Source organism: Nocardia neocaledoniensis (genome assembly GCF_003182135.1).
In the GTDB taxonomy this organism is placed as follows: Bacteria; Actinomycetota; Actinomycetes; order Mycobacteriales; family Mycobacteriaceae; genus Nocardia; species Nocardia neocaledoniensis.
In genome coordinates, this window is sequence record NZ_QGTL01000009.1 from 135,339 (window position 1) to 160,782 (window position 25,444).

Annotated in this window: 26 protein-coding genes; 12 read left to right on the forward strand and 14 right to left on the reverse strand. The window is 69.8% G+C overall.

Annotated features, from left to right (window positions below):
* Window positions 1-58: 58 nt before the first annotated feature.
* Complete coding sequence (locus DFR69_RS23015) at window positions 59-1,516, forward strand: NAD-dependent succinate-semialdehyde dehydrogenase (RefSeq protein WP_110039700.1); 1,458 nt, start codon at window positions 59-61, stop codon at window positions 1,514-1,516.
* A 90-nt stretch (window positions 1,517-1,606) separates the two neighbouring features.
* Here DFR69_RS23015 and DFR69_RS23020 read toward each other — a convergent pair whose 3' ends face one another.
* Complete coding sequence (locus tag DFR69_RS23020) at window positions 1,607-1,900, reverse strand: chorismate mutase (protein WP_022566231.1); 294 nt, start codon at window positions 1,898-1,900, stop codon at window positions 1,607-1,609.
* A gap of 298 nt (window positions 1,901-2,198) precedes the next feature.
* On the opposite strand from DFR69_RS23020, the gene pcrA reads away from it, so the two are divergent.
* Complete coding sequence (gene pcrA, locus DFR69_RS23025; RefSeq protein ID WP_186817484.1) at window positions 2,199-4,775, forward strand: DNA helicase PcrA; 2,577 nt, start codon at window positions 2,199-2,201, stop codon at window positions 4,773-4,775.
* On the opposite strand, the gene DFR69_RS23030 is transcribed toward pcrA, so the two are convergent.
* Both DFR69_RS23030 and DFR69_RS23035 read right to left on the reverse strand, forming a co-directional pair.
* A complete protein-coding gene (locus DFR69_RS23030; protein ID WP_110039701.1) occupies window positions 4,772-6,151 on the reverse strand; it encodes a DUF1731 domain-containing protein in 1,380 nt (459 codons plus the stop codon). The genes pcrA and DFR69_RS23030 overlap by 4 nt on opposite strands.
* A 155-nt stretch (window positions 6,152-6,306) precedes the next feature.
* Window positions 6,307-7,374, reverse strand: coding sequence for a M23 family metallopeptidase (locus DFR69_RS23035; protein WP_110039702.1), 1,068 nt, complete (start codon window positions 7,372-7,374; stop codon window positions 6,307-6,309).
* A gap of 520 nt (window positions 7,375-7,894) precedes the next feature.
* Here DFR69_RS23035 and sucC point away from each other — a divergent pair.
* The 6 genes from sucC (at window position 7,895) to purH (ending at window position 15,257) form a co-directional block, all read left to right on the forward strand.
* Complete coding sequence (sucC, locus tag DFR69_RS23040; RefSeq protein ID WP_110039703.1) at window positions 7,895-9,061, forward strand: ADP-forming succinate--CoA ligase subunit beta; 1,167 nt, start codon at window positions 7,895-7,897, stop codon at window positions 9,059-9,061.
* A 12-nt stretch (window positions 9,062-9,073) separates the two neighbouring features.
* Entirely contained in the window at window positions 9,074-9,991 is a 918-nt protein-coding gene (gene sucD, locus DFR69_RS23045) for a succinate--CoA ligase subunit alpha (protein WP_110039704.1), read from the forward strand.
* Window positions 9,992-10,264: 273 nt separating this feature from the next.
* Window positions 10,265-11,338 (forward strand): DUF5336 domain-containing protein, encoded by a 1,074-nt coding sequence (locus DFR69_RS23050; RefSeq protein ID WP_110039705.1) that lies wholly within the window; start codon window positions 10,265-10,267, stop codon window positions 11,336-11,338.
* 114 nt (window positions 11,339-11,452) lie between these two features.
* Window positions 11,453-12,982 (forward strand): cell division protein PerM, encoded by a 1,530-nt coding sequence (locus DFR69_RS23055; RefSeq protein WP_146229404.1) that lies wholly within the window; start codon window positions 11,453-11,455, stop codon window positions 12,980-12,982.
* A gap of 56 nt (window positions 12,983-13,038) precedes the next feature.
* Window positions 13,039-13,695, forward strand: a complete 657-nt coding sequence (purN, locus tag DFR69_RS23060) for a phosphoribosylglycinamide formyltransferase (protein WP_110039707.1) — start codon at window positions 13,039-13,041, stop codon at window positions 13,693-13,695.
* Window positions 13,692-15,257, forward strand: coding sequence for a bifunctional phosphoribosylaminoimidazolecarboxamide formyltransferase/IMP cyclohydrolase (purH, locus tag DFR69_RS23065; protein ID WP_110039708.1), 1,566 nt, complete (start codon window positions 13,692-13,694; stop codon window positions 15,255-15,257). Before purN ends, purH begins: the two co-directional genes overlap by 4 nt.
* 59 nt (window positions 15,258-15,316) lie before the next feature.
* On the opposite strand, the gene DFR69_RS23070 is transcribed toward purH, so the two are convergent.
* Window positions 15,317-15,763 carry a hypothetical protein gene (locus tag DFR69_RS23070; RefSeq protein ID WP_244198412.1) on the reverse strand — a complete coding sequence of 149 codons (447 nt, stop codon included), beginning with the start codon at window positions 15,761-15,763 and terminating at the stop codon, window positions 15,317-15,319.
* A gap of 214 nt (window positions 15,764-15,977) precedes the next feature.
* Here DFR69_RS23070 and DFR69_RS23075 point away from each other — a divergent pair, with 214 nt between their 5' ends.
* Window positions 15,978-16,550 carry a LysM peptidoglycan-binding domain-containing protein gene (locus DFR69_RS23075; protein WP_167456377.1) on the forward strand — a complete coding sequence of 191 codons (573 nt, stop codon included), beginning with the start codon at window positions 15,978-15,980 and terminating at the stop codon, window positions 16,548-16,550.
* A gap of 83 nt (window positions 16,551-16,633) precedes the next feature.
* Here DFR69_RS23075 and rpsR read toward each other — a convergent pair whose 3' ends face one another.
* Genes rpsR through rpmB form a run of 4 tightly spaced genes read right to left on the reverse strand, consistent with a single transcriptional unit; the run spans window position 16,634 to window position 17,641 of the window.
* Entirely contained in the window at window positions 16,634-16,888 is a 255-nt protein-coding gene (rpsR, locus tag DFR69_RS23080) for a 30S ribosomal protein S18 (RefSeq protein WP_022566236.1), read from the reverse strand.
* Between the two features lie 32 nt (window positions 16,889-16,920).
* Complete coding sequence (gene rpsN, locus DFR69_RS23085) at window positions 16,921-17,226, reverse strand: 30S ribosomal protein S14 (RefSeq protein WP_110039711.1); 306 nt, start codon at window positions 17,224-17,226, stop codon at window positions 16,921-16,923.
* Window positions 17,226-17,396, reverse strand: coding sequence for a 50S ribosomal protein L33 (gene rpmG / locus DFR69_RS23090; RefSeq protein WP_110039712.1), 171 nt, complete (start codon window positions 17,394-17,396; stop codon window positions 17,226-17,228). Before rpmG ends, rpsN begins: the two co-directional genes overlap by 1 nt.
* A gap of 8 nt (window positions 17,397-17,404) precedes the next feature.
* Window positions 17,405-17,641, reverse strand: coding sequence for a 50S ribosomal protein L28 (gene rpmB / locus DFR69_RS23095; protein ID WP_019049258.1), 237 nt, complete (start codon window positions 17,639-17,641; stop codon window positions 17,405-17,407).
* A gap of 104 nt (window positions 17,642-17,745) precedes the next feature.
* Here rpmB and mrf point away from each other — a divergent pair, with 104 nt between their 5' ends.
* The 3 genes from mrf to rpmF are packed head-to-tail and all read left to right on the forward strand — an operon-like array spanning window position 17,746 to window position 19,490.
* On the forward strand, window positions 17,746-19,050 hold the full coding sequence (gene mrf / locus DFR69_RS23100; protein WP_186817502.1) for a ribosome hibernation factor-recruiting GTPase MRF: 1,305 nt from the start codon (window positions 17,746-17,748) through the stop codon (window positions 19,048-19,050).
* Window positions 19,047-19,313: a type B 50S ribosomal protein L31 gene (locus tag DFR69_RS23105; protein ID WP_110039713.1), complete on the forward strand. Its 267-nt coding sequence runs from the start codon at window positions 19,047-19,049 to the stop codon at window positions 19,311-19,313. The genes mrf and DFR69_RS23105 overlap by 4 nt, the downstream gene beginning before the upstream one ends.
* A gap of 3 nt (window positions 19,314-19,316) precedes the next feature.
* Window positions 19,317-19,490 carry a 50S ribosomal protein L32 gene (gene rpmF, locus DFR69_RS23110; RefSeq protein ID WP_110039714.1) on the forward strand — a complete coding sequence of 58 codons (174 nt, stop codon included), beginning with the start codon at window positions 19,317-19,319 and terminating at the stop codon, window positions 19,488-19,490.
* 65 nt (window positions 19,491-19,555) lie between these two features.
* On the opposite strand, the gene DFR69_RS23115 is transcribed toward rpmF, so the two are convergent.
* The 6 genes from DFR69_RS23115 to DFR69_RS23140 form a co-directional block, all read right to left on the reverse strand.
* A complete protein-coding gene (locus DFR69_RS23115; protein ID WP_110039715.1) occupies window positions 19,556-19,780 on the reverse strand; it encodes a hypothetical protein in 225 nt (74 codons plus the stop codon).
* Window positions 19,781-20,232: 452 nt separating this feature from the next.
* Window positions 20,233-21,024 (reverse strand): MHYT domain-containing protein, encoded by a 792-nt coding sequence (locus DFR69_RS23120; protein ID WP_110039716.1) that lies wholly within the window; start codon window positions 21,022-21,024, stop codon window positions 20,233-20,235.
* Window positions 21,017-21,616 carry a GTP-binding protein gene (locus DFR69_RS23125; protein WP_110039847.1) on the reverse strand — a complete coding sequence of 200 codons (600 nt, stop codon included), beginning with the start codon at window positions 21,614-21,616 and terminating at the stop codon, window positions 21,017-21,019. The genes DFR69_RS23120 and DFR69_RS23125 overlap by 8 nt, the downstream gene beginning before the upstream one ends.
* Window positions 21,617-21,620: 4 nt before the next feature.
* A complete protein-coding gene (locus tag DFR69_RS23130; RefSeq protein WP_110039717.1) occupies window positions 21,621-21,992 on the reverse strand; it encodes a DUF742 domain-containing protein in 372 nt (123 codons plus the stop codon).
* 6 nt (window positions 21,993-21,998) lie between these two features.
* A complete protein-coding gene (locus DFR69_RS23135; RefSeq protein ID WP_110039718.1) occupies window positions 21,999-22,403 on the reverse strand; it encodes a roadblock/LC7 domain-containing protein in 405 nt (134 codons plus the stop codon).
* Entirely contained in the window at window positions 22,400-25,309 is a 2,910-nt protein-coding gene (locus tag DFR69_RS23140) for an ATP-binding protein (protein WP_110039719.1), read from the reverse strand. Before DFR69_RS23140 ends, DFR69_RS23135 begins: the two co-directional genes overlap by 4 nt.
* Between the last annotated feature and the right edge of the window lie 135 nt (window positions 25,310-25,444).

Consider the following 25,444-nt stretch of genomic DNA (forward strand, 5'->3'; position numbering starts at 1 on the left):
CAGGGCGAGCTGAACGCGAGCGCCGGTTTTCGGATGGCTCGCTCGCTAGGCTGGCGGCATGGTGTCCGAAGGTGAAGTACTCGAATTCGTACCGAAGGGTTTGTGGATCGGCTCCGGGCCGGTCGAGGCGACCGGCGGCGGCACCTTCGCGGTGCGCAACCCCGCCGACGACTCGGTGCTCGCCGAGGTCGCCGACGCGACGCCCGAAGACGCGATGCGCGCGCTCGACGCGGCCGTCGCCGCGGGCGAGTCGTGGGCGGCGACCCCGGCCAGGGAGCGCGGCGAGATCCTGCGCGCCGTCTTCGAGCAGCTGACGGCGCGCGCCGAGGAGTTCGCGCTGCTGATGACGCTCGAGATGGGCAAGGCGCTGCAGGAGAGCCGCAACGAGGTGCGCTACGGCGCCGAGTTCTTCCGCTGGTTCAGCGAGGAGGCGGTGCGCGTGCACGGCCGCTACCTGCACGCGCCCTCGGGCGCGGGGCGGATCATGGTGACAAAGCAGCCGGTCGGCCCGTGTCTGGCGATCACGCCGTGGAACTTCCCGCTCGCGATGGGCACCCGCAAGATCGGCCCCGCGCTGGCGGCCGGGTGCACGATGGTCGTCAAGCCCGCCTCGGCGACCCCGCTGACCATGCTCGCGCTGGCGAAACTGTGCAGCGAGGCCGGCCTGCCCGACGGCGTCCTGTCCGTGGTCACGACGAGCCGTTCCGGCGCCGTCACCGGCCCGCTGATCGACGATCCCCGCCTGCGCAAGCTCACCTTCACCGGCTCGACGGAAGTCGGCAAGAAGCTCGTCGCGGCCTCGGCGAACCGCCTGCTGCGTACCTCGATGGAGCTGGGCGGCAACGCGCCGTTCGTCGTGTTCGACGACGCCGACATCGACGCCGCGGTCGCCGGCGCCATGCAGGCCAAACTGCGCAACGGCGGCGAGGCGTGCACCGCGGCCAACCGCTTCCACGTGCAGCGCGGCGTGGTCGAGGAGTTCACCACCAAGCTGGTGGCGGCGATGACCGACAGCGTGGTGCTCGGCCCCGGCACCGACCCGGACAGCACCCTCGGCCCGCTGGTGAGCGAGGACCAGCTCGGGATCGTCAGCGATCTGGTGGACGACGCCGTCGGCAAGGGCGCGCGGGTGCTGCTCGGCGGCAAGGCGCCCGGCGGCCCCGGCTGGTTCTACCCGGCGACCGTCCTCGGCGATGTCCCGTCCTCGGCCCGCATCGTGCACGAAGAGGTGTTCGGGCCGGTGGCGCCGATCGTCGCGTTCGACACCGAGTCCGAGGGCGTCGCCGCGGCGAACTACACCGAATACGGCCTGGTCAGCTACGTATACACGCGTGATCTGGATCGGGCGCTGCGGGTGTCGGAGGCGGTCGAGACGGGGATGGTCGGCGTGAATCGCGGTGTCATCTCCGACCCGGCGGCCCCGTTCGGCGGGGTGAAGGAATCGGGCTTCGGCCGCGAGGGCGGCATCGAGGGCATCGAGGAATACCTGAACACGAAGTACATCGCGCTGGCCTGAGACGCGAAACCGCCCCGGGGATGGTGTCGCACCCGGGGCGGCTTTGTGGCGGCGGCGCGCTGGATGGCGCGCCGCGTGGTGTGTGGGGTCTCAGCGACCGAGGCGGCCTCGACCGAGACGCAGCAGCAGCATGGCGAGGGTGTGGCCCTCCTGGCCGAGCTCGCTGAAGCGCTCGAGCACCTTCATCTCACGGCTGTGGACCAGGCGAGGTCCGCCGGAGGCCATCCGGGTACGTCCGATGATCCGCGAGATCTCGCTGCGGCGTTTGATCGCGGCGAGGATCGTGGCGTCGAGCTGGTCGATCTCGAGGCGGAGCTTCTCGATCTCCGCTTCGGATTGCGGCAGCGCCGAATCGGACCCGGTGGTCGTAGCAGGGGTGCTCATCATTCATCTCCTCGTGTCAGAACTTGGATCGGTTCGGCCCGACGGCCCGTTACCCGATCTGTTCCTTCACCCTGAAACTTTCCCGACGGGCGGTACCTGATCCCCCCGGAGTACGCGAAAAATCACGCTCACCGCCACGATATCGGATCGTTTGCCGATCCGGGCATGCGAATGAGCACTGACCATGAGGCCCAGTGTGCCACGGGCCCATACCTATGCAAAACAGCTGTGTTTGTGAATCTGCTGAGAACCCGGCGGTTCGCGACCTGTCGGTGCCCGCCGGTAGCGTGGACAGACGATGGATATCACGGTCGCTCCCCACGCCTCAGCCGCCGATCCCAGCGAACCCGCCCCCGCGGCGCTATCGCGTCGGGACGGCGGTGATTCCGGTGCGTCCGGTGGCGGCCTGGCCGAGGCGGCGGCCCGGCACAGCGCCGAACAGGAGCAGCGCCGCAAGGAGCGGGCCCAGCGTCGCGCGGAGGAGACCGAGCGCCTGCTCGACGGGCTCAATCCGCAGCAGCGCGCCGCCGTGGTGCACGCGGGCTCGCCGCTGCTGATCGTCGCGGGCGCGGGCTCGGGCAAGACGGCCGTGCTCACCCGGCGCATCGCGTACCTGCTCGCCGCCCGCGGCGTGCAGACCGGGCAGATCCTCGCCATCACCTTCACCAACAAGGCCGCCGCCGAGATGCGCGAGCGGGTTGCCGGGCTGGTCGGCCCCCGCGCGGCCAGCATGTGGGTCTCGACGTTCCATTCCAGCTGTGTCCGGATTCTGCGGATGCAGGCCGCGCTGCTGCCGGGCCTGAATTCGAATTTCTCCATCTACGACGCCGACGATTCGCGCCGGCTGCTCACGATGATCAGCCGCGATTTCGACATCGACACCAAAAAATATTCGGCGCGATTGCTGGCGACCGCGATTTCCAACCTGAAGAACGAGCTGATCGGGCCCGAGCAGGCCGCGGCCGACGCCGAGGCCGACGAGACCGAGCTGCCCGCGCTCGTCGCCCGCGTCTACGCCGAGTACCAGAAGCGGCTGCGCGCGGCGAACGCGCTGGACTTCGACGATCTGATCGGCGAGACGGTGGCCCTGCTGCAGAACCACCCGCAGGTGGCCGAGTACTACCGGCGCCGGTTCCGGCACGTGCTCGTCGACGAGTACCAGGACACCAACCACGCCCAGTACGTGCTGGTGCGCGAACTCGTCGGCCACCACACCGAGGGTGCCGAGGCGGGCGTCGAACCCAGCGAGCTGTGCGTCGTCGGTGACGCCGACCAGTCGATCTACGCCTTCCGCGGCGCGACCATCCGCAACATCGAGGAGTTCGAGCGCGATTTCCCCGACGCGGAAACCATTCTGCTGGAACAGAACTACCGCTCCACCCAGCACATCCTCTCCGCGGCCAACGCGGTGATCTCGCGCAACGAGGGCAGGCGCGAGAAGAAGCTGTGGACCGATTCCGGTGAGGGTGAACTGATCACCGGCTATGTCGCCGACAACGAACACGACGAGGCCGCCTTCGTCGCCAAGGAGATCGACAAGCTGGTCGACGCGGGCGAGGCCAACTACGGCGATGTGGCGGTGTTCTACCGCACGAACAACAATTCGCGCGCGCTGGAAGAGATCTTCATCCGGATGGGACTGCCGTACAAGGTGGTCGGCGGCGTCCGATTCTACGAGCGCAAAGAAGTCCGCGACGTGGTCGCGTATCTGCGTGTGCTGGAGAATCCCGACGACGCGGTGAGCCTGCGCCGCATTCTCAACACCCCCCGCCGCGGCATCGGTGACCGCGCCGAAGCCTGCGTCGCGGTGCACGCCGAACAGCGCGACATCGGTTTCGCCGCCGCGCTGCGCGATGCCGCCGACGGGAAGGTCGCGCTGCTGAACACGCGGGCGCAGCGGGCGATCGCCGGCTTCCTCGAGCTGCTCGACGAGATCCGCGCGGCCGGGCAACGCGCCGACAGCGCATATCCCGATGTCGGCAATGTCGTCGACGCGGTGCTCGACCGCACCGGATACCGCGCCGAACTGGAGTCCTCCGACGATCCGCAGGACGGCGCCCGGCTCGACAACCTCAACGAACTCGTCAGCGTGGCACGTGAATTCAGTTCCGAGGCGTTCAACAACGCCGAGGCCGCGCGCGAGGAGGGGCTGCTGCCCGAGGTGGGCGACGGTGAGCCGGAACCCGGTTCGCTGGCGGCCTTCCTGGAGCGGGTCTCGCTCGTCGCCGACACCGACCAGATCCCGGACGAGGGGTCGGGCGTCGTCACGATGATGACGCTGCACACCGCGAAGGGCCTGGAATTCCCGGTCGTGTTCGTGACCGGCTGGGAAGACGGGCAGTTCCCGCACATGCGCGCCCTCGGTGATCCCACCGAGCTGGCCGAGGAACGCCGGCTCGCCTACGTGGGCATCACCCGCGCGCGCCAGCGCCTGTATCTGTCGCGCGCCGTGGTGCGCTCGGGCTGGGGACAGCCGGTGTCCAACCCGGAATCGCGCTTCCTGCAGGAGATTCCGCAGCATCTGCTGGATTGGCGACGGTTGGAGCCGGTGGTGTCGCCGGTGCAGCGCGGCCGCCGCCGCGGCGAGGACAGCGGCTTCGAGCGCGATTGGACGCGCGGCGACGGCTGGGATCAGCGCCCTGGCGTGCGCGGCGGGTCCGGGCAGCGCAGGCCGGCGCCGGGCGGCGGGATCAAGCGCAACAACACCGATCTCGTGCTCGCCGTGGGCGACCGGGTCAGCGACGACAAGTACGGTCTCGGCCGCGTGGTCGCCGCCGACGGCGTCGGTCCGCTGGCCACCGTCACCATCGACTTCGGCACCGCGGGGAAGATCCGGCTGATTCCGCAGTACAGCCGGACCATCGTCAAGCTCTAGCCCGGCAACAGGTCGGTCAGGGCCTCGTCCAGGGTCGGGTAGCGGAAGGTGAAGCCCACCTTGGGCAGGATCTCCGAGGTGGCGTGCCGTCCCGTCAGGCCGAGCGCGGCGTCGGAGCGCAGGACCACGGCGCCCACCTTCAGCATGGCCGACGGGGTCGGCGGCGAGGGCGGCCGGTGCAGGTGGCGGCGCAGGCTCGCCATGAGTTCGGCATTGCGCACGGGGTTCTCGGTGGCGGCCACGACAATGCCGTCGGGGAGGGTGATCTCGGGGTCGAGGCCGAGCGCGGCGCGCACGATGGCCAGCCAGTCCTCGATGTGGATCCAGCTGAACCACTGGTCACCGGGGCCGACGCGACCGCCGAGGCCCGCCTTGGTGAGCTGGGTGAGGCGTTTGAGCGCGGGTGCGTCGGGTTCGAGGACGATGGAGGTGCGCAGGATCGTCCAGTGTTCGGCCCGCGCCGGGTCGAAGGCGTCCTCCCACGGCTGGGCCACGCCGGTCATCTGCGGCAGGCCGACCGGCAGGGGAGTGGTTTCGGTGCAGCGGGTTTCGCCCGCGTCGGACCAGATGGCGGTGGTGCTCGCCTGCACCCAGTAGTCGACCGGCTTGTCGCGCAATCCCGCCGCGGCGACCAGTGCGGTGGTGGAATCGACTCGGCTGGAACGCAATTCGGCGATATTGCGTTCGGTGGGTCGCACGTCGACCAGTTTGCCCGCCAGGTTGATCACGGCCAGCGGTCCGGGTTCGCGCAGTTCGGCGGCCCAGGCGCCGACCGAGCGGCCGTCCCATTCGGTCTGCCGGAACGGCAGCGAGCGGTCCCGGCGCCGGGTGAGCAGGGTGACGTGCAGGCCGCGGCAGATCAGGTCGGCGGCGATCTGGGTGCCGAGCGCGCCGGTGCCGCCCGCGATGACCGCGGTGAGCGCGTCCTCGGCGGGGACGAGTCCGGCCAGCCTGGCCAGCCGCGAGAAGTTCACCCGCACATCGGTTTCGAGGTAGGGCCGGACCACCGTGCGCATCGCCGCGGCCGACGGCCCGCTGAAGCGCAGTTCCTGGGAGACCTCGGTGCCACCGTCGCGGGGTGTGAGCCGCCAGGTGAGGTGCATCGTGCCCGCGGGCTCGGGCTGCTCGATGGTCAGCTCCCGCGCCGGCGTGAGTGTGGTGACGGTGAACGGTTTACCGAATTTCTCGTGCACCCGTGCCGAGAGATTGCCGTTGGGCACATAGTCGCCGGTGGCGCCGACCTCGACGGGTCCGTGCATCCACACATCCCGCACGCCCGGATTCCATTCCGGCCACTGCGAGATGTCCCCGAGCACGCTCCACACCAATTCCGGTGAAAGCGCAATGAACTGCGTGTACCGCGTCGTACCAGCCATACCTGCACGCTAGCCCGTCCCCGCCGGAGCGGAAAGCGTGTCACTACTCACCGTCGAGCCACCGGAAGCCTCCCGGTACGCAGGCGACAACCATCAACCGGTCGGCCGCCGGCACAGCGCGATCGAGCGGCTGAGATATGCGGAGCGGCGTGAACTCAGTCGCGCTGGGCGCCCAGGCTGATGCCTCGGGTGGCCAGCCACGGGACCGGGTCGATCTTGTCGGTGCCGTTGAGCCAGACCTCGAAGTGGCAGTGCGGGCCGGTGGAGAAGCCGCGGTTGCCCATGGTGGCGATCTGGTCACCGGCCAGGACGCGCTCGCCCTGCGAGACCGTCGCGGTGTCGATGTGGCCGTAGATGGTGACCGTGCCGTCGTCGTGCAGGACGCGGACCCACATGCCGAAGCCGGAGGCCGGGCCCGCCTCGATGACGGTGCCGTCGGCGACGGAGTAGATCGGGGTGCCGATCGGGCCCGCGACGTCGATACCCAGGTGCTGCACGCCCCAGCGGGCGCCGAAACCGGAGGTGTAGTTGCCGGTGGTGAACTTGGCGAACAGCGGGCGCAGCTTGGCCGATTCCTGCGCGGCGAGGTCTTCGGCGAACTTCTGCCCCTTGGCGAGGATGTCGTCGAAATGGCTCTTGTCCGCGATCGCGGAGGCTTCCAGCACCGTGGCGCCGGCGCCGGCCTGGTCGACCTCGGCGGTGTTCATCGACTGCGCGGCGATCTCGTGGATCTGCCCGGCGGCTTCGTAGTCGACGCCGCTGTGCGGCTGGGCGGGCTCGGCCATCGCGGCCTGACCGGCGGCGACGACGGCGCCCGCGGCGACAGCGATGACGGCGGCACGGCCCTTGAGCGCGGTCGGCGGTGCGGGGACGCGATGGGCGCCACCGCGGCGTTCGACGCGCTGCGGCTCGGGCTCCGTGGCCGCGGGGCCCCAAGCGGCGTCGGCGCTGTAGCCGCCGGTGTTGTACGTACCGGTGTTGTAGGCGCCGGAGTCGTAGGTGTCGGACTCGTCCGGAGTCCATTCGTCCTCGGCGGGCGTCCAGGCATTGTCGCCGGACCAGTCCTGCCGGTCGTTCCAGATGTCCTGCTGCGGCCACGCGGTCTCGGGCGCCGCGGCGGGAGCGCGACGGGCCTGCGGGTGCGAGGTGTACTCGTCGGCGTACCGGTAACGGTGTCCGGAAGTGGGGCGATGTTCGACTGTGAAGGTGGAGCGGTGGTTCATCGGCTGTACCGAATCGCCGACGGCTGTACCAAGCGAGTGCTGACGTGCCTCAAGCTTGTCGTCCTCCTCAGTCCTGACTTGCCAGTCGTGACCTGGTTGTCGTGACCTGGTTGTGACTTCGACCGCTCTGACGGTAACGAAGCTGTTGCAGAGTGGCAAGCGCTGGCCGGAAACCTACACGCCCGTGTGAGATTCGTCACCGTAACACAACGGAATATCTCACCATTTTCGGGCATTCGGGGTGAGGTTCATCGACGACATTACGTAGTAGATCGCGGGGCGTCTCAGCTTTTGGCGTCCCGACCTGCCACGGCGTTCCGGAGCGCGCGAAAACTACTCGCCAGTAGCCTTGGCCAGCGGTTTTCCGGACCTCTCCCGACACGTCGTGACCTGCGCCACTTAGGATGAACGTGGCCGATTGGCCCTCCATGTGACTGGTTAGAGTCCGACCCGACCCGCTACCGACGTCGGGCCGCCAACAAAGACGTTGTCATAGCAACGCAGACGAGACGGTGAGTACATGGATCTCTTCGAATATCAGGCGAAGGAGCTCTTCGTTAAGCACGGAGTGCCTTCGTCGGAGGGCCGCGTTTGCGACACGGCCGAAGAAGCACGCGCCATTGCCGAGGAAATCGGCAAGCCTGTGATGGTCAAGGCGCAGGTCAAGGTGGGCGGTCGCGGTAAGGCGGGTGGCGTCAAGTACGCCGCCACCCCGGAGGACGCGTTCACGCACGCGCAGAACATTCTCGGCCTGGACATCAAGGGCCACATCGTCAAGAAGCTCCTTGTCGCCGAGGCCAAGGACATCGCGGAGGAGTACTACATCTCCTTCCTGCTCGACCGTTCCAACCGCACCTACCTGGCCATGTGTTCGGTCGAGGGCGGCATGGAGATCGAAGAGGTCGCCGAGAAGACCCCCGAGCGCCTGGCCAAGATCCCGGTGGACGCCGTCAAGGGCGTCGACCTGGCCTTCGCCCGTGAGATCGCCGAGAAGGGCCACCTGCCCGCCGAGGTGCTCGACGCCGCGGCCGTGACCATCCAGAAGCTGTGGGAGGTCTTCACCAAGGAAGACACCACCCTGGTCGAGGTCAACCCGCTGGTGCGCACCCCGAACGACGAGATCCTCGCCCTCGACGGCAAGGTCACCCTGGACGAGAACGCCGAGTTCCGCCAGCCCGGCCACCTCGAGTTCGCCGACGTCGACGCGACCGACCCGCTCGAGCTCAAGGCCAAGGAGAACGACCTCAACTACGTCAAGCTCGACGGCGAGGTCGGCATCATCGGCAACGGCGCCGGTCTGGTCATGTCGACCCTGGACGTCGTCGCCTACGCGGGCGAGAACCACGGCGGCGTGAAGCCGGCCAACTTCCTCGACATCGGCGGCGGCGCCTCGGCGGCCGTGATGGCCGCGGGCCTGGACGTCATCCTGGGCGACGCGCAGGTCAAGAGCGTGTTCGTCAACGTCTTCGGTGGCATCACCGCGTGTGACGCCGTCGCCAACGGCATCGTGGGCGCCCTCGAGGTGCTCGGTGACGCGGCCACCAAGCCGCTGGTCGTCCGTCTCGACGGCAACAAGGTCGAAGAGGGCCGCAAGATCCTCACCGAGGCCAACCACCCGCTGGTGACGCTGGCCCAGACCATGGACGAAGGCGCCGACAAGGCCGCCGAACTCGCCGCAGCCAAGTAAGGAACCGCAAACATGTCCATCTTCCTGAACAAGGACAACAAGGTCATCGTCCAGGGCATCACCGGCGGCGAGGGCACCAAGCACACCGCGCTGATGCTGAAGGCGGGCACCAACGTCGTCGGCGGCGTCAACGCCCGTAAGGCCGGCACCACCGTCAAGCACACCGACAAGGACGGCAACGAGGTCGAGCTGCCCGTGTTCGGTTCCGTGGCCGAGGCCATGGAGAAGACCGGCGCCGACACCTCCATCGCGTTCGTGCCCCCGGCCTTCTCCAAGGACGCCATCATCGAGGCCATCGACGCGGAGATCCCGCTGCTCGTGGTCATCACCGAGGGCATCCCGGTGCAGGACTCCGCCTACGCGTGGGCCTACAACGTGGAGAAGGGCGAGAAGACCCGCATCATCGGCCCGAACTGCCCCGGCATCATCACCCCGGGCGAGGCGCTGGTCGGCATCACCCCGAACAACATCACCGGCAAGGGCCCGGTCGGCCTGGTGTCGAAGTCGGGCACCCTGACCTACCAGATGATGTACGAGCTGCGCGATTTCGGTTTCTCGACCGCGATCGGCATCGGTGGCGACCCGGTCATCGGCACCACCCACATCGACGCCATCGAGGCGTTCGAGAAGGACCCCGAGACCAAGATCATCGTGATGATCGGCGAGATCGGTGGTGACGCCGAGGAGCGTGCCGCGGCCTACATCAAGGCCAACGTGACCAAGCCGGTCGTCGGCTACGTCGCCGGTTTCACCGCGCCCGAGGGCAAGACCATGGGCCACGCCGGCGCCATCGTCTCCAGCGGCGGCGGCACCGCGCAGGCCAAGCAGGAGGCCCTCGAGGCCGCCGGTGTGAAGGTCGGCAAGACGCCGTCCGCCACCGCCGCGCTGGCCCGCGAGATTCTGGAGAAGGCGTCGATCGCCTCCGCCTGATCAGTCAGGGCCCGAAGGCGGTAGCTTGCGTGACCACGTAGGGCCCCGGATCGGGCGAATGGATACAGCCTGATCTGAATCTCACATCGACCTAGGCCGTCTTCCGGGTTTGCCGGAGGCGGCCTTTGTCGATTCATCCACAGGCGGTGGGTTGTCCACAGCCCGCTCGGTAGGTGATGACCGGGAACGTGGCGTGCAGTAGCGTCAAGACCGGACCAGCAGCAGTCAGTTCGACGCGACCGATGCGCACGACTCGATCAAGGAGACGACGACATGTCATACCCGACCGGGGGCTCCGGGTACAACACACCCGCGGCGCCCGCCGCGCCCAGCCAGGGTCCGAGCACCGGAGCCGCCGCGCCGTCGCCATCGACCGCGACCGGCTCGGAAGGCAAAGGCCTGCCGTTCATTCTGACCGCGGCGACCGCCGGTCTCGGCGTGCTGACCTTCCTGCTCGGCTTCCTGCCCTACATCGGTTCCGAGCCGACCAAGATCGGCGGCACGACCGTCGGCTCCGACATCAGCTTCAGCCTGTTCGAGTGGTCGGGTGGCGCGACCGTCGCCCTGCTGCTGCTCGCGGGTCTGCTCGCCGGTGTCTCGTTGCTGCCCAAGCAGGATCTGCTCGGTGCGGCCGCCGCGTCGGCGGTGGCCGGGTTCCTCGCCCTGGTGATCTCGACCTTCGTCGGCGCCCCCGAGGGCTCCGAGCTCGAGATCGGCGCCTTCCTGGTGCTGGTGCTCGCGTTCGCGACCGCCGCGGTCGCAGTGGTGGCACTGCTGTTCACGCTGGGGATCATCAAGGCGCCCGCGCCCAAGCCGGCGCAGCCGCAGCAGCAGCCGGGTCAGTACGGCCAGCAGGGCTATGGGCAGCAGGGTTACGGCCAGCAGCCCGGCTACGGTCAGCAGCCGTCCTACGGCCAGCAGGCCGGCTACGGCCAGGGGCAGACCGGCGGTCAGTACCAGACGCAGTCGCCGTACGGCCAGCAGAGCCAGCCGTCGGTGCCGCAGCCGTCCTACGGTCAGCCGGGGCAGGCGCAGCCTGGCCAGCAGCCGTCCTACGGCCAGCAGCCGGGTCAGCAGTCGCCCTACGGTCAGCAGTACGGCGCCCCGCAGCAGCAGTCGCCCTACGGCGGCGCCCCGCAGCAGCCGCGGCCCGATGAGAGTGCGACCCAGCACTTCGGCGGCGCCCAGCCGCAGGGTGGTCAGCCGTTCGGCGCCCCGAACTACGGTGGCGCGCAGCAGGGTTCGCAGCCGCAGCCGGGCCAGGCGCAGCCGTTCGGCGGCGAACAGGCCTCCGACCCGGCGGCCGACGCCACCACGGCGTTCCGCCCGAACGACGAGAACAAGTAGAAAACCGACGGCCGCCGCGCGTGGCACGGTGCGATCGCGAGCCCACAGGTGTGCCTGTGGGCTCGCGGCGCGCCTGCCCCGCGCCCGCCGGGGAAGCTGCCACGCTGAATTGTCATGAGCTCCCGTAACGCCCTCGTGCGCCGGACCTCCGGGTCACGCGGCGTCGGGGAGACCACCGCAGCGTCGTCCGGGCACGAGCACGAGCCGCCCTGGTGGTCGCTGTCGCCGGAACGGGCGCGAACCCTGCTGCTCGTCGCGGCCCGGCCGACGATCTGCGCGCTGGCGGCGACCGTCGTGCTGGTGCTGGTGGTCATGCTCACCACCGGGACCGACCTGACCAGCGCGCCCGGCGCGGTCGCGGCGACCTGGCTCGCCGCCCACCAGATTCCGCTCACCGTCGGCCGCACCACGCTCGGCCTGCTGCCGCTGGTGCCGACCGCCGTCCTGGTCTGGGCAGCGGCCCGCGAATGCGCGCGGGCGATACCGAGCCGCCCCACCCCGGTCGACCTGGGCTGGCTCGCCGCGTCCGTGCTGGCGGGCCCACTACTGCTGACCGCCGTCTGCCTCGCCGTCACCGGTGACGCGGCGGGCGTCACGCCGCTCGAACCGCCGGGTCCGCTCACCGCGTTCGGCTGGGTGATCCTGCTGTACCTCGGCGCCGCCGCGGCCGGAATCGGCAGCCGGTCCTGGCGTTCGCTGTGCGCGCTGGTGCCGGTCGACATCCCGGAGTGGGCGGTCCTCGGCGCCCGTGCCGCGCGCCGCACCGTACTGCGGATGCTGGGCTGCGCCGCCCTGGCGACACTCGTGTCGTTCTTCGTCCACCTGTCCCGGCTCGACGGCGCGTATCAGCGGGCGGACAACGTCACCGACGTTCTCGGGATGACGCTGCTGTCGCTGCTCTACCTGCCCAATGTGGTGATCGCCGCGGCCGGGCTGCTCAGCGGCGCGGCCGTGCAGTTCGGTGCCGGATCGGTCGGCCTGTTCGGCGTCACCGCCGCGCAGGTGCCCGCGCTGCCCGCGCTCGTCCCCGTGCCGGAGGGCCCGGCCGCACCCTGGTGGCCGGTGCTGCTGCTGGTGCCGATCGCGATCGGCGTCCTGGCCGGTGTCGAACTGGGCCGCACCAGCGACGACCGGCCCGGCGCGCCGTGGGCGACGCTCACCTGCGCCGCGCTGTCCACGCTGACGATGCTGCTGCTCGCCATCGTGGGCGGCGGGCAGCTCGGCGCGGTCGGCCGGGTCGGGGTCGACCTGCTGATGCTGGTGGTGCTGATGATCACCTGGTTCGGCGTCGGTGGTTTCGTCGGCATGGTCTTCGCCCGCCGCTTCCTCGCGCCCGCCGCCCCGGCCGAGCCCGAGGCCGACTACGACGACGCGGACTATGACTACGCCTACGCGGACGACGACTACGACGAGGACGATTACTACTACGACGACGACGAGGACGAGGACGAGCACGACGACACCGACGACTACGACGACGATCCCGCCGTCGAGGTCGACGCCGAGGTGCTCGAAGACATCGACGACGACGTCGAGGTGAGCATCGCCGCGCCCGGCTCCGCGACACCGCCCGCCGACGACATCGTCGACGCGGAGGTCGTCGAGCCGGACCTGCCGGAAGGTGACAGGGACACCGGTCGTTAAGCTCGACCCGGCGGTATCGCCGATCGCCGCCCCCCGACCAACGCAGGAGTAGAGCGCTGACGTCCTCGTTTGCCCAGTGGAAGCCCGCAGGGACACCGGCCACCGTCGTCGTCCTCGCCTCGGGCACCGGCTCGCTGCTCAACGCGCTGCTGGCCGCCGCCCGCGAGCCCGGATTCCCCGCGAAGATCGTCGCCGTCGGCGTCGACCGCGTGTGCCAGGCCACCGACCACGCCGAGGCGGCGGGCGTCGAGCACTTCCGGGTCGCGCTCAAAGACTTTCCCGACCGGTCCGCCTGGGATCAGGCGCTGGCCGACGCGGTCGACGCGCATCAGCCCGACCTGGTGGTCTCGGCCGGCTTCATGAAGATCGTCGGCCCCCGCTTCCTGGAGCGTTTCGGCGGCCGGTTCATCAACACCCATCCCGCGCTGCTGCCCGCGTTCCCCGGCGCGCACGGCGTGCGGGACGCGCTCGCCTACGGCGCGAAGGTCACCGGCTGCACCGTGCACCTGGTCGACGGCGGCGTCGACACGGGCCCGATCCTGGCGCAGGAGGCGGTCGACGTGCTGCCCGGCGACGACGAGGCCACGCTGCACGAGCGCATCAAGATTGTCGAGCGACGGCTGCTGGCGGAGGTCATCGCCGCCGTCGCGACGCGAGGCATTGTCTCCGACGGACGAAAGGCAGAAATTCCAGATGAGCGAGCACACCGGTGAGTGAACGTAAGGCCATCCGCAGGGCGCTGGTGAGCGTCTACGACAAGACCGGGCTCATCGAGCTGGCCACCGGGCTGCACGCCGCGGGCGTGGAGCTGGTGTCGACCGGCTCGACCGCGGGCAAGATCGCCGAGGCGGGCATTCCGGTCACCAAGGTCGAGGACCTGACCGGTTTCCCGGAGACCCTCGACGGCCGCGTCAAGACGCTGCACCCGCGCGTGCACGCCGGCATCCTCGCCGACACCCGGCGTCCCGAGCACGTCGATCAGCTGGGCGAGCTCGGCGTGGAGGCCTTCCAGCTGGTGGTGGTGAACCTCTACCCGTTCACCCAGACCGTGGCCGGTGGCGCGAGCATCGACGAGTGCGTCGAGCAGATCGACATCGGCGGTCCGTCGATGGTGCGCGCGGCCGCGAAGAACCATCCGTCGGTGGGCGTCGTCGTCGATGTCACCGATTACGACGACGTGCTGACCGCGGTGAAGTCCGGCGGGTTCACCCTCGCCGAGCGGACCGCGCTGGCCGCCAAGGCCTTCCAGCACACCGCGAGCTACGACGTGGCCGTCGCGAGCTGGATGGGTTCGGTCGCCGTGCCCGCCGTGGTGCCCGAGACCGAACAGTTCCCCGGTTGGGTCGCCGGCTCCTGGGAGCGGGCCGCGGTGCTGCGGTACGGCGAGAACCCGCACCAGGCGGCCGCGCTGTACACCGCCAACGACGGCACCGTCGGGATCGCGCAGGCCGAGCAGCTGCACGGCAAGGAGATGTCGTACAACAACTACACCGACGGTGACGCCGCCTGGCGCGCCGCGTTCGACTTCGACGAGCCCGCCGTCGCGGTGATCAAGCACGCCAACCCGTGCGGCATCGCCGTCGGCGCCGACATCGCCGAGGCGCACCGCAAGGCCCACGCGACCGACCCGGTCAGCGCCTACGGCGGTGTGATCGCGGCCAACCGCGAGGTCAGCGTGGAGATGGCCGAGCAGGTCGCCGAGATCTTCACCGAGGTCATCGTGGCCCCCGGCTACGCGCCCGGCGCGGTCGAGGTGCTGCAGCGCAAGAAGAACGTGCGCGTGCTCGTCGCCGAGCCGCCGCGGCGCAAGGGCGTGGAGCTGCGCCCGATCAGCGGCGGTGCGCTGCTGCAGGACCGCGACGTGCTCGACGCCGAGGGCGACGACCCGGCCAACTGGACCCTCGCCGCGGGTGACCCGGCCGATGCCGCCACTCTGGCCGATCTCGAATTCGCTTGGCGCGCTTGCCGTGCCGTGAAGTCGAACGCGATCCTGCTGGCCGATGACGGCGCCGCGGTCGGCGTGGGCATGGGCCAGGTCAACCGCGTCGATTCGTGCAAGCTCGCCGTCGAGCGCGCGGGGGAGCGGGCCAAGGGCTCGGTCGCCGCGTCGGACGCGTTCTTCCCGTTCTCCGACGGACCGCAGATCCTGGTGGCGGCCGGCGTGCGCGCCATCGTGCACCCCGGCGGTTCGATCCGCGACAAGGACACCGTCGAGCTCTGCAAGGAAGCCGGCGTCACCCTGTACCTGACCGGAGCGCGCCACTTCGCGCACTGAGTCACCGCGTACCCGAACCGGGTGTCGCGCCGAATCTCTCGGCGCGACACCCGTTTTCGTTATCCGGCGTCGACGACCTCGCGGCTGCCGAGTGGAGAGTCCAGTGCGATCTCGACGGTGCCGAAGACGGCGTTCATGGTGCACATCTTGCCGACCGCGTCGGCCCGCGTCCCGCCGCGCAGCGCCACCCTCACCTGCTCGGCGGTCTCGGTGACGGTGACGTCGACGCCGAAGCACTCCGGGTTGCCGGTCTGGAAGTTGACGCCGATCGTGTTGTCACCCAGGCGGGTCCAGGACGAGAACGCGAGCGGGTGCGGCTCGACGATGGTCGGATCGGGGGTGAACCGGTGCCCGATGCCCGCGTTGCCGTCCTCTGGGCGCGCGCTCGGCGTCGCCGACGAACTCGGCTGGGGCGCAGCGTCTTCGGTGTTCGAGCAGGCGGTGAGCGGGCCCATCAGCACGGCGACGGCGGCCGTGGCGGCGGTGAAACGCGACATCGTTCGCATGCTCGCCACCCTAGCCGGGGCGTCGGCGGAGCAGGCCCCGGCGAGCGGCGCGATCCGAAGACGACGTATCTCACAGTGAACTTTCCGCGAACCCTGCGCGTAACTCGCCCATTTCCGCTCCGCGCGGGCTACATTCGCTTCCGATGCGCCGCCGTGGCACACGGCGAGCATCTTTTCATCGGTGCTCTGCAACTGGATCTTCGAAAGGACGAACGTGGGCGACACGCTGCGCGTAGGCGAAGAACTGGGACTGGGACAGTCCCTGACCGGCGGTGCGTACACCCTGGCCCTGCAGCCGGACGGCAACCTGGTGCTGTCCGAGCCCGACGGCAACGTCGTGTGGGCCGCTATGACTCATGGGCAGGACGTGCAGCGCGCGGCCCTGCAGAACGACGGCAACTTCGTCGTCTACAAGGGCGACGGCTCGGCCGCCTGGTCGACCGAGACCAACGGCAAGAACGTCGAGCGCCTCGTGGTGCAGCCCGACCGCAACGTCGTGCTGTACGGCACCGACGGCTCGGTCGCGTGGGCCACCGCCACCAACACCGACAACCCGCTGCCCGCCCCGGCCCCCGAGCCGGAGCCGGTCGCGGCCGCCCCGGTCGCCGAAGAGGTGCCCCCGCCGCCGCCCGCCGCGCAGACCTACACGGTCGAGCCGGGCGACACCCTGTGGGCCATCTCCGAGCGCTTCTACGGCGACGGCAACCGCTACCAGGAGATCGCGGCGGCGTCCGGCATCGACAACCCGGACCTGATCAACGCGGGCCAGGTTCTCACCATCCCGTGACGACCTAGCCGCGGCGCTCCATCGCCTACGCAACGAGAACGGCCCCGAGGCAACAGCTTCGGGGCCGTTCTTCGCTCTGCGTCCTAGCGGCTGGTGAAGGGCAGCAGCGCCATCTCGCGCGCGTTCTTCACCGCGACGGCGACCTGACGCTGCTGCTGCGGGGTCAGGCCGGTGACCCGGCGGCTGCGGATCTTGCCGCGGTCGGAGATGAAGGTGCGCAGCAGGTTGACGTCTTTGTAGTCGACGACCTCGATACCCGCGGCGATCAGCGGGTTCTTCTTCGGCTTGCGGCCCTGCTCGGCGCGTGCCTTCTTGGACGGTGCTCGCTTCACTGCCATGTGATGTTCCTTCTCACGAGTTCAGTGGGTCTCTACCAGCTCGATTTGTGGACCCCGGGGAGCTCGCCCCGGTGGGCCATCTCGCGCACTCGAACACGGGAGAGGCCGAACTTCCGGAGATGACCGCGTGGTCGGCCATCGGCTGCATCCCGATTGCGCAATCGTACCGGACTCGCGTCGCGTGGCTGTTTGCGCAGTTCCGCCTGGGCGGCCGCGCGCTCGTCGTCGCCGGTGCCCGGCCTGCGGATGAGCTCCTTGAGTTCGGCGCGGCGCGCCGCGTACCGCTCGACGATCGCCCGGCGCTGCTCGTTGCGGGCGATTTTCGACTTCTTCGCCATCAGCGCTCCTCGCGGAAGTCGACGTGCTTGCGCACGACGGGGTCGTACTTGCGCAGCACCAGCCGGTCGGGGTCGTTGCGCCGGTTCTTGCGGGTGACATAGGTGTAGCCGGTGCCCGCGGTGGACTTGAGCTTGACGATCGGCCGGATGGCGGTGGTCTTCGAGGCCATGGGTGCTCCTAGATCTTGTCGCCGCGGGCGCGGATGCGAGCTACGACAGCCTCGATCCCGTCCCGGTCGATGGTCTTGATGCCCTTGGCGGAGACCGTCAGCGTGATGCGGCGGCCCTCGCTGGGCAGGTAGTAGGTCTTGCGCTGGATGTTGGGGTTCCAGCGCCGGTTGGTGCGCCGGTGCGAATGCGAGACGGCTTTTCCGAAGCCGGGCTTGCGACCGGTGACCTGGCAGTGGGCCGACATGCGACCTCCCTCCATGGATATGACAACCATTTTCGACAATGGATATTCCAGACTGTACCGTTGCCCCTACGTCTAATGAAAATCGTTATCGAAAGGGGTATCGGGTGCTGGACCAGTCCGACCGGAGAACGCCCGTCGTGCTGCTCGCCGGTTTCGCCGGACCCGCCATGACCGGCGTCGAGCACATCGCGGCGGTGCTGAGCGAGGACCCGGGCACCGTTGTGGTGCACCACGACCTCGCCGAACTGCGCGAAGGCGTGGTGCGCCGCACGGTGCGCACCGCGGGCGCCGTCACGACCACCGTGCTGGAACTGGCGCACGGCTGCGTGTCGTGCACGCTGCGCGCCGACCTGCTGCCGATGCTGTGCACGCTGGCCGCGCGCGAGCACGTCCACCGCATCGTGCTCGCGCTGGATCCGGCCATCGAGGCCGAGGCGCTGTGCCACGCGATCGAGACCGTCGAGGTCACCGGGGTCGCCGACCGGGTCGACGGACCCGCGGGCCGCAATGTCCGGATCGAGGCCGTTTTGACCTGCCTCGACGGGCAGAACTGGCTGGCCGACGCGACCGGCGACGAGGCGCTGGCCGACCGCGGCCTCGCCGCGGCCGACGACGAGCGCACCGTCGCCCAGGTGGCCGTCGGCCAGGTCGACTTCGCCGATGCCCTGGTGGTGCTGACCGCCGGGGTCGACGCCCTGGAGCGTGAGCGGCTCGACGCCGTGCTCGCCAGGATGGCGCCGGGCGCGCCGATCGCCTGGCTCGACGATCTCGCCGCCCTCGACGCGGTGGAACTCGGCGCCCTGCTGACCAGGATCCCCGCCGACGCGCGCCGGGGCCGGATCTTCGACGCGCACGCCCCGCTGCTGCGCGGTCAGCCGCCGCTGACCACCGAGCACGGCGTCACGCTCATCGAATTCGCCGCGCGCAGGCCGTTCCATCCGCTGCGGCTGCACGACGCGCTCGACGTGCTGTTCGACGGCGTCGTCACCGCGCGCGGCCGGATCTGGCTGGCCACCCAGCCGGATCAGGTGGTGTGGCTGGAGTCGGCGGGCGGTGGCCTGCGGGTCGGTGGCGCGGGCCGCTGGCTGGCCGCCATGAGTGCCGAGGAACAGGCCGACGCGGATCCGGACCGGCGGGCGATGGCCGCGCTGCGCTGGGACGAGCGCTTCGGCGATCGCGATGTGTCGCTGGTGATCCTGGCCCATGACGCCGACCCGGCCGAGATCCGGCACGCCCTGCACTGGGCGCTGGTGGAGGACGACGAGCTGCTGCTGGTCGACCGCGCGCCGGAGCGAGTCGCGCTGTGGGAGGACCCCTTCGGCGACTGGCACGAAGACCCCTGCGCCGACCCGGCCGAGGCTCCCGCCGCGGCGAGCGAGCGCACCAACCGAAAAGGAGATACAGCATGAAAGCGGGCATCCACCCCGACTACCACCCGGTCGTGTTCGAGGACGCGAGCACCGGCAAGCAGTTCCTGACCAGGTCGACCGCGACCAGCGATCGCACCGTCGAATGGTCCGACGGCAACACCTATCCGCTGCTGATGGTCGACGTCACCGCGGATTCGCACCCGTTCTGGACCGGCGCGCATCGCGTGCTCGACGCGCAGGGCCGGGTCGAGAAGTTCGAGCGCAAGTACGGCAAGCGCACCCGCGCGGGCAAGGAGGGCTGAGCGATGGCGGTTCCCAAGCGCAGGATGTCGCGGTCGAACACCCGCAGCAGGCGGTCACAGTGGAAAGCGGAAGTGCCGCAGCTGGTTCCGGTGACGGTCGGCGGCGTGGAGTACAAGGTGCCGCGCCGCATCATCGGCGCGGTCCGAAAAGGGTTGATCGACCCGGCGAAGATCTGAGAGTGCTGACACCGAGGCGGGGCCGCGACCATGATGGTCCGCGGCCCCGCCTCGGTGCTAAATGTTCAGCCTTCGCGCTCGGCCAGTTCGACCAGGGCGGCGGCGAGCTGGAAGAACTTGTTGCTGCCCAGGTCGGCGATGGTCTTGATCTTGAGCGCGTCGAGCAGCTGCTTGTCGTGCGCCTCGGTGAGGCCGGCCAGGGCCGACGGCGGCGCGGCGAGGATTTCCTTCAGCGTCTTGTTCTCGAACTCCTTGTCGAGAACTTTGTCGAGCACCACGTTGACGGCCATGCGAACTCCTTCGAACGAACCTCTTGGATGTGCCGGGCGAGACGGAAAGCGCCCGGGGCGACGATAACCCGCGCGACGGCGGTGTGGGGGCCGAACGCGCCGTCGGCGCCGGGTTCGGTGGCCACGGCTGTCCAGGGGCCTTGCTTCGGCCGGATCGTGCCTGTTCAGGGCCCTGCGGCGGGGGAGTGGCAATCGCGTGGTTACTGATGTGACACGGGCCACTTGGGCCGAATCGGCCGCCGTGCTTGCGGAGGGATTGCTGACCGTCGAGTAACCGACCTGTGGTTTGTTTTGTAGCACAAGAAAATTCCGGAACGACTGATGCGGAGTCCTTGCCGGATATGTACTCTCGTGCACGAGGGCGGGTTCTCCGATGAGGAGAACCCGCTCATCGCCACTTCAGGGCCTGTTTCCGGCGCCGAATCCCCCGATGTTTCCGGGCAAACCGGACGTTAGCTGATCAGCGCGCGCCGACGGTCCGCGGGCGGGGCGGGCGTCTCGGCGGTATCGCGGCGATCCGGTGCGATGAGGACCGCGGTGATCGGGATCGTCAGCCCCATCGAGCCGATGACGAACATCGGGAACACGAGGTCGAACAGCGGCAGCCCGGACGGAATCCGGCCGCCCGCGTCGAGCGAGAACTCCAGCGCGGCGACGGCCGTGTAGTACACCGCGCCGACGCCGATCCCGAACAGCAACGACACCACCACCCGCAGCCACACCGGGCGCACCACCTGGGCGGCCCACAGCGTCGCCGTGGACAGCGCCATCGACAGCAGCACCGAAACCCCGATGAGGCCCAGCGTTTCGTCGACCGAACCCTGCACGGTGAGCGCGTCCAGCGTGAGATACGTGGACAGGCCGACACTCAGGCCGGTCGTCAGGCCCGCGACCACCAGGCGCGGCAGTTGCGGCGTTCGACCGCTGATCAGCAGCCCGGCGAGCACCCCGACCACGGCGATGGCCAGGGCCGACGCGCCGAGCGCCACGTTGTATCGCATCGTCGTGTCGTGCACGCGGATGCCGAGCAGGGCCACCGAATTCGCCAGCCAGATCCCGACTCCACCGAGCGAGACCGCGGCCATCGTCAGCCAGATCATCCGGAATCGCAGCGAATACTTCGCATGCCGGATGCACGCGAACGCCACCAGCGCGCCGAGCGCCGACAGGTCGTACGCGAGCCAGGCGACGCCGGTACCGCGGCCGAAGGTCTCGGCGTCGGCCCCGGCGAGCAGCTCAACCACGCCGCCCTGCCTCCTCGAACTGCTGCGGCTCGAGCTGAGCGATGGCGTACTCGGTCACCGCGGCCAGCGCCTGCCTGACCTCGACGGCGTTGCGCGCGTCGATGTCGACGATCGGGATGCCCTCGCGCACCGAAAGCGCCTCGCGCAGTTCCGCGATCGGGAAGCGTGGCGCGTTCGGGAACCGGTTGACCGCGATCAGGAACGGCAGGCCACGCGCCTCGAAGAAGTCGACCGCCGCGAAACTGTCCTCCAGCCTGCGGGTATCGATCAGCACCACCGCGCCGATGGCGCCGCGGATGAGGTCGTCCCACATGAACCAGAACCGCTTCTGGCCCGGCGTGCCGAACAGGTACAGCACCAGGTTGCCAGGCAGCACGATGCGGCCGAAGTCCATGGCGACGGTGGTCGTCTCCTTCTCCGGCGTCTCGGCGAGATCGTCGATGCCGTCGGAGAAGTGGGTCACCATCGCCTCGGTGCGCAGCGGAACGATCTCCGACACCGCCCCGACGAATGTGGTTTTGCCCGCGCCGAATCCGCCGGCCACGACGATCTTGGTCGACGCGACCCGCTGATCGGGTGCCGGCGGTCGCATGCCCTCAGAGGCCACGGAGTCCACGCAAAGTCCTCTCCATCAGTGATCGGCGTTCGTCGTAGCTCGCCTGCTCGGTCAGCGTCGAATGCATTCGGAGAATCCCGCCGACAACGAGATCGCCGATCATCACCCGGACCATACCCAGTGGGCGTCCGAGGTATGCCGCGATTTCGGCGACAGAGAGCCGATGTGTGCCAAGACGCACGATTTCGGTCCGCAGATCCCCGGCGGGCCACTCCAGGTGCGCGGTATAGGAGACCGTTTCCACGACTGCCTCGAGCGGCAGCGCGATGGCGGGCTCGGTCCGGCCGGAGGTCAGGGCGTAGGGCCTGACCCGGGTAGTCGGCCGGTGTTCTGATCCGTACGGGCTCGACATCTCACCTCAGCCGGCGGTGCGGGCGGTGGCGGTGACCGCCGAGCCCACCCGGTCGACGAGCAACGCCATCTCGTAGCCGATGCGGCCGATGTCGTGGCTCTTGTTGGCCAGAACCGCCAGGTGCGAGCCGTTTCCGACGCTCATCACCAGCAGGTACCCGCGCTGCATCTCGACGATCGACTGCATCACCTTGCCGCCGTCGAACAGGTGCGCGGCACCCGCCGACAGGCTCGCCAGGCCGGCGGTCACCGCGGCCAGCTGCTCGGCCCGGTCCGCGGGTAGGTGCGGACTGGTCGCCTGCAGCAGCCCGTCGGCCGAGACCAGGACCGCGTGCGAGACGCCGGGCACGTCCCGGGTGAAGCGGGCGACCAGCCAGTTCAGATTCTCGTCCGTAGGGTGCGCGTTGCTCATTCGTGGCCTCCGTCGTTGTACTGGATCTCGGCACGGCCACTGCGAACGCCGCTGAGATGTCTGGTCAAGTTGTTTCGGATCTCCTCGGGATCGCGGGGGCCCGCTTCCTCGGCGGGGGTGAGACCGCCGGGGACGAGCTGAGCGCCCGGTTTACGGATCGGCAGCCCGCCGACGGTGCGCGAGGACGTCGGCGGATTACCCGCGCTGGCCGCTGCCGACCAACCCGCGTCGCCGGGGGAACTCCATGATGCTCCGTTGCCGCCGGAATCGGCACCGGCGGAAGCGGGTTCGACGAGCCATTCCGAGACCATCCGCTGGTAGATGGGGGTCGGCGCCTCGCCGGTGACCGGCTGCAGGCGGGGGCTCGAGGTGGGGATCGGGTCGGCGGGCGCCGGTTCGGGCGCCCGCGCGGGTTCGGCCGGGACCTGACCGGACTCGGTGAGTTCGGTCAGCTTGGAGGCCGGAACGCGTTGCGGCAGGCCGAGGGTCCGCGGGGTCACGCCGTTCGCCGGGGCGGCAGCGGGGCCGGCCGCCGGTTCGGCGAGGGGCGCTGGCGACAGCGGGGTCGCCGCGGGCGGGGTCGGCGTGGGCGTCGTCGACGCGGGGGGAGTCGACGTGCGCGGAGCCGCAGCGACCGGCAGGTCGTCGGTGTCGTGCTCGTGCTCGGCCCACAGGCCGGTCGGCTCCTCCTCGACCGCGGCCTCGGCGGGCGCGGGCTCCGGTGTCCGCTCCGGCGCGCCCGGCACCGGAGCTGGCGCAGGCACGGCCGACGGGCGACGTTGCGGCAGACCGGCGCTGGTCAGCGGGGCCATGCTCGGCTCGGGCCGGTCGTCGTCGAAGCCGGGCGCGACCGGACCGGTCGGCACCAGCGGCGTCGCGCCGTTCAGCGCGGGCAGCACGAGCGGATCGGGCGTGCCGGGGGCCGTGATCGGGTTGGGTCCGGTGATGTCGGCGGGAGTCAGCGCGTGCGGGCCGATCGCGGGCGCGGCGAGCGCGTGCGAACCGGTCGAGACGATCGGGTTGGGTCCGGTCACCGGACCGGCGGCCGCGGCGGGCGCGGGCGCGACCAGCGCGCTGGGCAGATGCACGCTCGCGGTGATGCCCGGCTGCGGCGCCTGCCCGGAGGTGCGCCGCAGGCTGACGGTGATGGTGTGCCGCTTGGCGAGCCTGCCGACCACGAAAAGACCCATGCGACGTGCGGTTTCGATGGTGACCTCGCCACCGGAGGCGAGGCGGTCGTTGGTCGTCTGCAGGTCTTCGGCCGACATGCCGAGGCCGCGGTCGGTGATCTCGATGAGATAGCCGCCGTCGACCGCGCGGCCGACGATCACCGCCACCGAGGTGCTCGGCGGCGAATAGCGCAGCGCGTTGTCGATCAGCTCGGCGAGCAGATGCTCGATGTCGACCGCTGACTCACCGGCGACCACACCGTCGGGCACATTGCCGATCTCGACGCGCTGGTAGTCCTCCACCTGCGAGACCGCGCTCCAGAGCATGTCCGACAGCGGCACCGGCGGCAGGTGGCCGCGGCGCAGAACGGTGCCCGCGAGCACGAGCAGGTTGTCGCCGTTGCGGCGCATGCGGGTGGCGAGGTGGTCGAGCCGGAACAGCGTCTGCAGCCGCGACGGGTTGTCCTCGTCGTGCTCGAGTTCCTCGATGAGCGCGAGCTGCTGCTCGACCAGCGACTGGCTGCGCCGCGACAGCGTCTCGAACATGTTGCCGATCTGCAGGCGCAGGCGGGCCTGGTCGGCGGCCAGGTTGAGGGCCTGCTCGTGGATCTCGTCGACGGCGCGGGCGAGCTGACCGACCTCGTCGGTGGAGTGGACGCCGACCGGCGCGATCTCGGGCGTCGCGCCGCCGCTGCGCACCACGGCCAGCTCGTCGGGCAGCTTCACGTGCGCCACCTCGAGCGCGTCGCGGCGCAGCCTGCGCACCGGGACGACGAGCGTGCGGGCCACGGCCAGCGCCAGCGCCAGGCCGGCGAGCAGCATGCCGAGCACGAGGGTGGTCTCGCGCAGCGCGCCGGTCTGCGCGGTGGCGGTGTTCTCGTCGAGCGTGTGGTCGATGAGGTCGAGCAGCGAGGAGATGCTCGAGGCGTAGGTGTCGGCGCTCACCTGCAGGGTGTTGAGCACCGCGGCGTTGGTGGTCGGGTCGCCGTTGTTCTGGCTGAACACGCTGATCCTGGTCTGTACCGCGTCCAGCAGCGAGGCCATGGCGCCCGCGTTCTGCGGCAGGATCATGCCGTAGGTCTTGATCATGGTCGACTCGGAGCCGAGCTCGACGAGCATCTGGGCGCGGGCGCTCTGGCTGCGGCCCGCGTCGGGGGAGACCACCAGGGTGCGTTCGCGGGTGAGCACGCGGCGGGCCTGGTGCAGCGCGGTCAGCTGGAGGAAGTAGCGCTGCACGATGAAGTCGTCGACCTGCGGGGTCTTCGACAGCGCGTTGCCGATCCGCTCGCCGATCTCGTCGGTCTGCTCGCCGACCATCGCGGGCGACCCGCCGCGCACCGTGTTGCGCAGGGTGGCGCCGGTGGCGGTGGCCGCGGTCAGCTCGCTGGCGACCTCGGGGTCGATCGTCGCCGAGCGCAGCGCGTTCTGGACCTCGGCGAGCGCCTGGTCGTAGGTGGTGAGCGCGGCGTCGGTCTGCGGGTCGGCGATCGCGCCCCAGTTGGCCGTCGCGGCGACGGCGAGTTGTTCGGTCGCGGTGGCGAATTTGACGACCGGCCGGATGACGGTGGCTTGCTCGGTGGCGGCACCGAGCTGCGTCATCGTCTGCAGCTCGTTGTTGATACGCAGCACGGCGAAGGTGGTCGCCAGCATCACCGGCAGCACCAGCACGACGCCGACCTTGCGGGTGACGGACCAGTTCGACAGGCTGAATTGCCAGGAGCGCGATGCAGGTTCCATCCGCGTGCGTTGCCTCTGCTTCCACGTGTGACCCCGGCCCGCGCGGGGAGGTCGCGGAGCGATGCAGCGCAGAACCAACTGGAGGTCTTCTTTTACCGCAGGAAAGATACCGTGCTGGGTAGGCATCGGCAATCC